The organism is Pseudomonas sp. PS02303 (assembly GCF_029959925.1).
Classification (GTDB): domain Bacteria; phylum Pseudomonadota; class Gammaproteobacteria; order Pseudomonadales; family Pseudomonadaceae; genus Aquipseudomonas; species Aquipseudomonas mandelii.
Map to the genome: position 1 here is coordinate 1 of NZ_JASCOM010000234.1, position 9,129 is coordinate 9,129.

The following is a 9,129-nucleotide window of genomic DNA, read 5'->3' on the forward strand; positions in this document are numbered from 1 at the left end:
GCCTCGCTCCTACAGGTCAGTGTCGTTCACGGGATATGCGTGACCCCGACCTGTAGGAGCGAGGCTTGCCCGCGAATGCGTTCTGCCAGGCGAGAACTGCTCAGCTGAAATCCTGCTGACTAAAAATTACAAAACGGTCACGGCCTGACCCTATGTGTCGCAAAAGTTGTTGGGTTACACTCGAGCCCAACGAAAACATCATTCCCACGAATCACCTGTTTAGATCTTGCGAGGTTTGCCATGGCTGACTACAAAGCGCCCCTGCGCGATATGCGCTTCGTCCTCAATGAAGTCTTCGAGGTCGCCAAACTCTGGGCGCAGCTGCCTGCGCTGGCCGAGACCGTTGATGCTGAAACCGTCGAAGCCATTCTCGAAGAAGCCGGCAAGGTCACCAGCAAAAGCATCGCCCCCCTGAGCCGTGCAGCTGACGAAGAAGGTTGCCATTGGGCGGACGGTGCCGTCACCACGCCGGCCGGTTTCCCACAGGCTTATCAGACTTACGCTGAAGGCGGTTGGGTCGGTGTCGGTGGCGATCCGACCTACGGCGGCATGGGCATGCCCAAGGCCGTGTCGGCGCAAGTCGAAGAAATGGTCAACTCCGCCAGCCTGTCGTTCGGTCTGTACCCGATGCTGACCGCCGGTGCCTGCCTGTCGATCAACGCCCACGCCAGTGAAGAACTGAAAGCTGCGTACCTGCCGAACATGTATGCCGGCGTCTGGGCCGGTTCCATGTGCCTGACCGAACCGCACGCCGGTACAGACCTGGGGATTATCCGCACCAAGGCCGAGCCTCAGGCCGACGGTTCCTACAAGGTCAGCGGCACCAAGATCTTCATCACCGGTGGCGAGCACGACCTGACCGAGAACATCATTCACCTGGTGCTGGCCAAACTGCCGGACGCCCCGGCGGGGCCGAAAGGCATTTCGCTGTTCCTGGTACCGAAGTTCATGGTCAATGCCGATGGCAGCCTGGGAGCGCGTAACCCGGCGAACTGCGGTTCGATCGAACACAAGATGGGCATCCAGGCCTCCGCGACGTGCGTGATGAACTTCGACGAAGCCGTGGGTTACCTGGTCGGCGAGCCGAACAAAGGCTTGGCGGCGATGTTCACCATGATGAACTACGAGCGTCTGGGCGTCGGTATCCAGGGCCTGGCCACCGGCGAGCGCTCCTATCAGAACGCCGTCGAATACGCCCGCGACCGTCTGCAAAGCCGTTCGCCGACCGGCGCGCAGAACAAGGACAAGGTCGCAGACCCGATCATCGTCCATCCGGACGTGCGTCGCATGCTGCTGACCATGAAAGCCTCGAACGAAGGCGGTCGTGCGTTCTCCACTTACGTGGCCATGCAACTGGACACGGCCAAGTTCAGCGAAGACGCGACCGTCCGCAAACGCGCGGAAGATCTGGTCGCTCTGCTGACGCCAGTAGCCAAGGCGTTCCTGACCGACCTCGGTCTGGAAACCACCGTGCACGGCCAGCAGGTTTTTGGCGGCCACGGTTACATCCGTGAGTGGGGTCAGGAACAACTGGTTCGCGACGTGCGCATCACCCAGATCTACGAAGGCACCAACGGCATTCAGGCGCTTGACCTCGTAGGACGCAAGATCGTCGGCACGGGCGGGGCGTTCTACAACCTGTTCGCGGATGAGATTCGTCATTTCACCGCCACCGCCAGCGCTGATCTCGCGGAGTTCACCAAGCCGCTGAACGAAGCCGTCACCACCCTCGACGAGCTGACTTCGTGGTTGCTGGACCGGGCGAAAAACAACCCGAACGAAATCGGCGCGGCGTCGGTCGAGTACCTGCAAACCTTCGGTTACGTGGCTTACGCCTACATGTGGGCGCTGATGGCCAAGGCGGCCTTCGGCAAAGAAGCGCAGGATGATTTCTACGCGAGCAAGCTGGGCACGGCGCGGTTCTATTTCGCCCGTCTGCTGCCGCGTATTCACTCGTTGAGTGCGTCGGTGAAGGCGGGGAGCGAGTCGCTGTTCCTGCTGGACGCCGGACAGTTCTGACCCGATAGCGTCATGTAAGCATTCTCTTACATGACGTGCTGCTGTTCTCCCATAGGCGAAGATTGGATCCAGAGCTAATCTACTTCACATGGACGTCGCGCAGGAAGCGCAAAGCAACAACACGGACACGTAGGATTCTGCCAGGACGGCGGAGTGAAATGGATGTCAGGGAAACAGTCTGCAAAGCCCCGCTTCGGCGGGGTTTTCTTTTGCCCGCAGAAAAGTATTCAGCGCGGCCCGTCGAGCGCAGTCGAGTTGTTCAAACGGTCGTCGGGCCCGTTCATCACTTCTTCCAACAGCGTGCGCAATAGGGCCAGCGAGGCTTGTTGCCGCTGCACATCCCGACACACTAATCCGACTTTCAGCGGCACTCGCGGCTCGGTCAGCGGTTTCCAGAGCAATTCATTGTTGCCGAGCGCCTTTTGCGAGCGCCCAGGCAGCACGGTGGCCAGCCGGGTGTGGGGCAGACTGTCGAGAATCCCCGCCATGTTGTTCAGTTCCGCCTGCACCTGCGGCCGTCGTCCCAGATTGGCCAGTTGTGTCTGCCAGATCTGCCGCACTTGAAACTCTTCACCCAGCAACAGCATGGGCAACTCGGCGGCCTGACTCATCGAGACTTTCTTGAACTCGCGCAACGGGTGGTCCGCCGGGATCACCAGGGTCAGTTCATCTTCGTACAGCAAGACGCCGTGCAACCCCGGCTGTCGGGGCGGCAGGTAGCTGATGCCGATGTCGAGGGAACCATTGAGCAACCGCCGCTCGATTTCCAGGCCAGTCAATTCATAGATCTGCACCACCAGATGCGGTTGCGCCTTGCGCACGCGTTCGAGCATCTGCGGCACCAGACTGGTGTGAACCGTCTGCAACACGCCAATGGCCAAGGTGCGCAGCGCCTGACCCTTGAAGTTGCCCAATGCCTCGCGGGCCCGTTGCAGGCCATCAAGCAAGGGTAGGGCGTGGTTGTACAAAGTATGGGCGGCCAGAGTGGGTAGCAGGCGTTTGCTGCTGCGTTCGAACAGGCTTACATCGAGGTTTTGCTCGAGCTGGCGGATCTGCTGGGACAGCGCCGGCTGGGAGATTGACAGTCGCTCGGCCGCCCGGCCGACGTGGCCTTCTTCATAGACCGCGACGAAATAACGCAGTTGCTTGAAATCCATAAGGTGCGCTTATCGAAAATGCTGGGAAATCGAAATGGCTCAACGCCTTGTCTGGGCCTAGTCTAACCGCATTCACAAGGCTTACAGGGCCAGAGCGCACGATGAATACCGTTTACGTTGATGGTGTTTACATAGGTAAGGCAAAAAACCTCAAGCGAGGCTTTTGCGGATGAATCTGTTCAACTTGCGTCGCACTCCACCGAGCCTCGACGACTTGGTCGTAGACACTTCCCAAGCGTCCAGACGCGACAACCTTTCCCGCGAGTGCCTGATGCCCAGTGTCGAGCGGCCGAAGCAGATTTTTGTCCGCGGCCAAGGCTCCTGGCTGTGGGACAGCGATGACCGCGCTTACCTGGATTTCTCACAGGGTGGCGGCGCCAATAGCCTGGGCCACAGCCCTTCGGTGCTGGTCAATGCAATATCAGAACAGGCTCAATCGCTGATCAACCCGGGTTTCGCACTGCATAACCGCGGCATGCTCAACCTTGCCGAGCGGCTCTGCAATAGTACCGGCAGTGATCAGGCGTACCTGCTCAACAGCGGCACCGAAGCCCGTGAGGCCGCGATTCAACTGGCTCGTCAATGGGGTCGACTGCATCGCAGCGGGGCCTCACGGATCATCGTGGCCAGCAACGGCTGCCATGGCCATAGTCCCGGGACGATTTCACCGTCGGACTTTCACCCCGTTCCCTTCAATGATCTGGCGGCGATGCACGCGGCGGTCGATGCCCGGACCGTGGCCATCCTGCTCGAACCGATCCAAAACGAAGCCGGGGTGATTCCGGCCACCGCGCATTACCTCAAGGGTGTCGAACGCCTGTGTCGGGAGCTGGGCATTTTGTTGATCCTCGACGACGTGCACACCGGCCTCGGTCGCTGCGGCACGTTGCTTGCCGAACAGGTCCACGGTGTTCGGGCAGATATCGTCGTCCTCGGCGAAGGGCTTGGCGGTGGCGTGCCATTGGCTGCGTTGTTGGCGCGGGGCAAGGCCTGTTGTTTCGAGGTGGGCGACCTGTCGGGCGCTCATCATGGCAATGCGCTGATGACCGCTGCCGGTCTTGCGGTGTTGAACACGATTCAGGACAAGGCTTTTCTCGATCATGTGGTTGAAACCGGTCAGCACCTGCGCGAAGCCTTGAGTCGTTTGTCCTATCGCTATGGTCACGGCGAGTTGCGCGGGCAAGGGCTGCTCTGGGGACTGACCCTGTCCGACGATTCCGCTGAAGCCGTGGTCAAAGCCGCGTTGTCCGAAGGCTTGGTGATCAACGCCCCACAACCCGATTGCCTGCGCTTTACCCCGGCGCTCACGGTCAGCAACGCCAACATCGACGAAATGATCCTGCGCCTGTCCCGCGCCTTTTCCCGCGTACGCACCGCACAACTGTAGTGCCGCAAGGGGATTGCGGTCTGATCAGACTTTTCCCGCACGAATTCCAGAACCGTCTCGCGGTAATAACGCATCGCCCCACGTTTAATTCTTTCGCGTGGGGCGTTTTTTTGCCTGCGATTCATGAGGTTTCGCTATTGCGCCAGGTTCCTACTGAACCCTGACGAACGGCGCGTGTCGATTAGCAGTAGGGCTCACACGAGTTCACTTCACATCAGGAGCTGCCCCATGGATTTCATTCGCATCATCATTGCCATTCTGTTGCCACCACTGGGCGTGTTTCTACAAGTCGGTTTCGCCGGCGCTTTCTGGCTGAATATTTTGCTGACGTTGTGCGGTTACATTCCGGGGATCGTGCATGCGGTGTACATCATCGCCAAGCGCTGAGTTCTGCGGCGTCAGATAGAACGCTTTCGCGGCAAACCTCGCTCCTACGGGATAACACCGTACCTGTAGGAGCGAGGCTCGCCCGCGAAGGGCGCGACGCGGTTTCAGCTTGCGAGTTCGATCACCCGCCGATAAAACAACCACTCCTGCTCCAGCGCATGGGCCTGGTTCCCCGCCTTGCGAAAGCCATGACGTTCGTCCGCATAGTAATGCGCTTCAACCAGAATGCCGTTGTCTTGTAGCGCCTTGACCATGTCGCGGGTCTGTTGCGGCACTACCACGGCGTCCAGCTCGCCCTGAAAGAAAATCATCGGAACACTGATGTTGTTCGCATGCAGCAGCGGAGTGCGCGCGGCGTATCGTTCGGCATCCTCAACCGGATCGCCAATCAGCCAATCCAGATAATCGCCTTCGAACTTGTGGGTCGCGCGGCCCAGTGCCACGGGATCGCTGACACCGTAAAGGCTGGCGCCTGCGCGGAAGACGTTGTGAAAGGCCAACGCACACAGCGTGGTGTAACCGCCAGCACTGCCGCCGCGAATAAACGCCTTGTCGCCGTCGATCAAGCCGCGATCGGCAAGATAAGCGACCACCGCGCAGGCATCTTCGACATCCACGTCACCCCAACTCAAATGCAGCGCCTGGCGATACGCCCGGCCATAGCCACTGCTGCCGCGGTAGTTGAGATCGGCCACGGCGAAGCCGCGTTGCGCCCAGTACTGAATGCGTGGATCAAGCATCGGGTAGCAGGCCGAGGTCGGGCCGCCGTGGATGAACACCACCAGCGGCGGTTTCGCCTCGCCGGTCATCGGCGGATAGAAGAAGCCGTGGGCCTCGCCCGAACCGCTCGGGTAGCGCAAGGTTCGCGGGACGCTGATGCGCTCGGCGGGCAACGGTGCGATCCCGCCGGCGATGATTTTGACCTGGCGGGTATCGCGCTCGATTGCGATCACCGCCGACGAACTGACCGGCGATGCCGCGATGCAATAGATGAATTGCTCATCCAGTGCGAGATGACGAAAACGGCTGTAATCACCGGTGAAATCTTCAGCGGCGTCACCGCAGATTCCCAGTTTGCCGAACCCGCCTTCGGTCCAGCTGGCCAAGTAGCTGCTTTCGCCTAGCGGCAACCAGGTGCTGCCCCCCAGCTGCCACGGCGCCGGCCCATGGTCAGCGGCGGCACTCGGCAGCTGGCTCAGGCCGTCTGCGGATTCCGCCCAAGGCTGCCAGTAGCCGCCGCGATCCGTCAGGCAAAACAGGTGGCCGTAGCTGTCGAAACGCGGTTGTTGCAGTGACTCCTGCGCACCATCGCCCGCCACACAACGCGGTTGAGCGAAGCCCCCATCATTCTGGCGCTCGGCAACCATCAAGCGAGTGGCGGTCCATGGCTGATCCGGGCGGCTCCATTCAATCCACGCCAATCGTTGCGAGTCCGGACTCAGCGTCGGCGCGGCATAGAAATCGGCGCCTTCGGCCAGCAGATGACGCTGGCCGTCAGCCACATCAATCGCCACCAGACGATGCCGATCCCGGTTCTCTTCAACCGCCAAAACCTGTCCGTTGGCAAACTGCAGATCGCCGTAACGGCATTCCCCGGAGGTCAGCACCTCAGGCGTCTCGCCCGCCAGCGATTGCCGATAGAGTTGCTGGTCTGCTTCGTTGACGAAAACAATCCCGACATTCGTCAGACAAAACGCGCCACCGCCATATTCGTACACCCGACTGCGCACGCTGAAACCCGTTGGCGTCAGGCAACGGGCCTGGCCGTCGCACCAACGCCAGATCCTGCAGGCGGCATCCTCGGGGCGGTATTCGTTCCAGAACAGGCCATGCTGGCCGACTAACAGCTCGGCGAAGTCGATACCGGCCGCGACGGCCCGGGAAGCGCTGAAGGGTTCAGCTTTTAGCGATGAGGCGTGAGTTTCGTTCATTGCGAAAGGCCAGTTGTTCAATGGTCTGGGTCGCGTGTTCGGCTTCTTCGCGGGCCTTGAGAATCACGCCATGATGCTCCGACTTGCTGCACACCGGGTCGGCATTGCTGGCGTCACCCGTGAGCATGAACGCCTGGCAGCGGCAGCCGCCGAAGTCTTTTTCTTTCTCGTCGCAGGAGCGGCACGGCTCGGGCATCCAGTCGTAACCACGGAAGCGGTTGAAGCCGAACGAGTCGTACCAGATGTGCTGCATGCTGTGATCGCGCACGTTCGGAAATTGCACCGGCATCTGTCGGGCACCGTGACACGGCAGTGCGGTTCCGTCCGGCGTGACTGTGAGAAAGATGCTGCCCCAGCCGTTCATGCAGGCTTTCGGGCGTTCTTCGTAGTAGTCCGGCGTGACGAAAATCAGCTTGCACGGATGACTTTCGGCTTCCAGTTTGGCGCGGTATTCGTTGGTGATGCGTTCGGCACGAACCAATTGTTCTTTGGTCGGCAACAGGCCGACCCGATTGAGCTGTGCCCAGCCATAGAACTGGCAGGTGGCGAGTTCGACAAAGTCCGCTTCAAGGGCGATGCACAGCTCGATGATCCGGTCGATCTTGTCGATGTTGTGCCGATGGGTCACGAAGTTCAGCACCATCGGGTAGCCGTGGGCTTTCACCGCACGAGCCATTTCCAGCTTCTGCGCGAAGGCCTTTTTCGAACCCGCCAACAAGTTATTCACTTGTTCGTCGCTGGCCTGGAAACTGATCTGGATGTGATCAAGGCCGGCTTTCTTGAAGTCGCTGATTTTCTGCTCGGTGAGGCCAATGCCGGACGTGATGAGGTTGGTGTAGAAACCCAACTTGCGCGCCTCGGCGATCAACTCGGCAAGGTCCTGGCGCACCAGCGGCTCTCCGCCGGAAAAGCCCAGCTGTGCGGCACCCATTTCCCGGGCTTCGCGGAACACTTTGATCCACTGCTCGGTGCTCAGTTCTTTGCCTTGTTCGGCGAAGTCCAGCGGGTTGGAGCAGTATGGACATTGCAGCGGACAGCGGTACGTCAGCTCGGCCAGCAGCCACAGCGGCAGGCCGATTTCAGGTTTTGGCGGTAACGTGCCTGACACGGAATCAGGCAAGTTCGATCCAGTGCTGAGCACGGGCAACCTCCATGAACTGCTCGATGTCCTCAGCGAGCTCGGGCACGTCGGGGAACTTCGCGTCCAGTTCGGCGATGATCGCCGCTACGTCACGCTGGCCATCAATCAAACCGCCAATCAGCGCAGCGCTGTCGTTGAGTTTGATCATGCCTTCCGGGTACAGCAGGACATGGCCTTTCTGCGCCGGTTCGTACTGATAGCGGTAGCCCTGACGCCACGTCGGGGTCTTGCTGCGATCGAAACTCATAAGGTGATTCCTTTATGCCAGACCCGCTGGTCGGTCACGCTGTGATACGGCGGGCGGTTCAGTTCGTAGGCCATGCTCATGGCATCGAGCATGCTCCAAAGGATGTCCAGTTTGAACTGGAGAATTTGCAGCATGCGCTCTTGGCCTTCACGCGTCGTGTAGTGCTGCAAAGTGATCGCCAGACCGTGTTCCACGTCACGGCGTGTCTGGCCGAGACGGGTGCGGAAATACTCGTAGCCCGTCGGGTCGATCCACGGATAATGCTGCGGCCAGCTGTCGAGGCGCGATTGGTGGATCTGCGGCGCGAACAACTCGGTCAGCGAGCTGCTGGCGGCTTCCTGCCAACTGGCCCGGCGGGCGAAGTTTACGTAGGCGTCCACGGCGAAACGTACGCCCGGCAAGACCAGTTCCTGCGAGCGCAGTTGATCCGGGTCGAGCCCGACGGCCTGGCCCAGACGCAGCCACGCTTCGATGCCGCCGTCTTCGCCGGGGGCGCCGTCATGGTCGAGCAGACGCTGAATCCACTCGCGACGGATCTCGCGATCCGGGCAGTTGGCGAGGATCGCAGCGTCCTTCAGGGGGATGTTCACCTGATAGTAGAAGCGATTGGCGACCCAACCCTGGATCTGCTCGCGGGTCGCCCGGCCTTCATACATCGCCACGTGGTACGGGTGATAGATGTGGTAATAGGCGCCCTTGGCGCGCAAGGCTGCTTCGAATTCGGCGGGGGACATTGGGGTGTCAGTCATTGCGGTTCTCCGGGGATGACCGGTGGATTCTCTGGTGTCTGGTCCGACGCCTTCGCGGGCAAGCCTCGCCCCTACAGGGGCACGCGATCACTGTAGGAGCGAGGCTTGCCC

General features: G+C 60.5%; 8 protein-coding genes. 3 read left to right on the forward strand and 5 right to left on the reverse strand.

Annotation, left to right across the window (positions count from 1 at the left end):
• The first annotated feature begins 240 nt into the window (after nucleotides 1-240).
• Complete coding sequence (locus tag QMX98_RS28575) at nucleotides 241-2,019, forward strand: acyl-CoA dehydrogenase C-terminal domain-containing protein (protein WP_083375628.1); 1,779 nt, start codon at nucleotides 241-243, stop codon at nucleotides 2,017-2,019.
• A 227-nt stretch (nucleotides 2,020-2,246) separates the two neighbouring features.
• On the opposite strand, the gene QMX98_RS28580 is transcribed toward QMX98_RS28575, so the two are convergent.
• Nucleotides 2,247-3,176, reverse strand: coding sequence for a LysR family transcriptional regulator (locus tag QMX98_RS28580; RefSeq protein ID WP_282411737.1), 930 nt, complete (start codon nucleotides 3,174-3,176; stop codon nucleotides 2,247-2,249).
• Nucleotides 3,177-3,345: 169 nt separating this feature from the next.
• Between QMX98_RS28580 and QMX98_RS28585 the strand changes: the two genes are divergently transcribed.
• Together QMX98_RS28585 and QMX98_RS28590 are read left to right on the forward strand one after the other, a co-directional pair.
• Nucleotides 3,346-4,563: an aminotransferase class III-fold pyridoxal phosphate-dependent enzyme gene (locus tag QMX98_RS28585; RefSeq protein WP_282411738.1), complete on the forward strand. Its 1,218-nt coding sequence runs from the start codon at nucleotides 3,346-3,348 to the stop codon at nucleotides 4,561-4,563.
• A gap of 228 nt (nucleotides 4,564-4,791) precedes the next feature.
• Nucleotides 4,792-4,950, forward strand: a complete 159-nt coding sequence (locus QMX98_RS28590) for a YqaE/Pmp3 family membrane protein (RefSeq protein WP_007904205.1) — start codon at nucleotides 4,792-4,794, stop codon at nucleotides 4,948-4,950.
• A gap of 104 nt (nucleotides 4,951-5,054) precedes the next feature.
• Here the strand turns inward: QMX98_RS28590 and QMX98_RS28595 are convergent, their stop codons facing one another.
• From QMX98_RS28595 to pqqC, 4 genes are read right to left on the reverse strand one after another with little or no spacing between them, the layout of a single operon-like run.
• Nucleotides 5,055-6,881, reverse strand: a complete 1,827-nt coding sequence (locus QMX98_RS28595) for a S9 family peptidase (protein WP_282411739.1) — start codon at nucleotides 6,879-6,881, stop codon at nucleotides 5,055-5,057.
• On the reverse strand, nucleotides 6,847-7,989 hold the full coding sequence (gene pqqE, locus QMX98_RS28600; RefSeq protein ID WP_282411741.1) for a pyrroloquinoline quinone biosynthesis protein PqqE: 1,143 nt from the start codon (nucleotides 7,987-7,989) through the stop codon (nucleotides 6,847-6,849). Before pqqE ends, QMX98_RS28595 begins: the two co-directional genes overlap by 35 nt.
• Nucleotides 7,990-7,993: 4 nt before the next feature.
• Nucleotides 7,994-8,269, reverse strand: a complete 276-nt coding sequence (gene pqqD, locus QMX98_RS28605; RefSeq protein ID WP_010467137.1) for a pyrroloquinoline quinone biosynthesis peptide chaperone PqqD — start codon at nucleotides 8,267-8,269, stop codon at nucleotides 7,994-7,996.
• Complete coding sequence (gene pqqC, locus QMX98_RS28610; protein ID WP_282411740.1) at nucleotides 8,266-9,018, reverse strand: pyrroloquinoline-quinone synthase PqqC; 753 nt, start codon at nucleotides 9,016-9,018, stop codon at nucleotides 8,266-8,268. Before pqqC ends, pqqD begins: the two co-directional genes overlap by 4 nt.
• Nucleotides 9,019-9,129: the final 111 nt, after the last annotated feature.

Excerpts from the sequence above, each read along its gene's own strand:
- QMX98_RS28590 (WP_007904205.1), top strand. The coding sequence starts at position 4,792 with ATGGATTTCATTCGCATCATCATTGCCATTCTGTTGCCACCACTGGGC.
- QMX98_RS28580 (WP_282411737.1), bottom strand. The coding sequence starts at position 3,176 with ATGGATTTCAAGCAACTGCGTTATTTCGTCGCGGTCTATGAAGAAGGC.
- QMX98_RS28585 (WP_282411738.1), top strand. The coding sequence starts at position 3,346 with ATGAATCTGTTCAACTTGCGTCGCACTCCACCGAGCCTCGACGACTTG.
- QMX98_RS28575 (WP_083375628.1), top strand. The coding sequence starts at position 241 with ATGGCTGACTACAAAGCGCCCCTGCGCGATATGCGCTTCGTCCTCAAT.
- pqqC (WP_282411740.1), bottom strand. The coding sequence starts at position 9,018 with ATGACTGACACCCCAATGTCCCCCGCCGAATTCGAAGCAGCCTTGCGC.
- pqqD (WP_010467137.1), bottom strand. The coding sequence starts at position 8,269 with ATGAGTTTCGATCGCAGCAAGACCCCGACGTGGCGTCAGGGCTACCGC.
- QMX98_RS28595 (WP_282411739.1), bottom strand. The coding sequence starts at position 6,881 with ATGAACGAAACTCACGCCTCATCGCTAAAAGCTGAACCCTTCAGCGCT.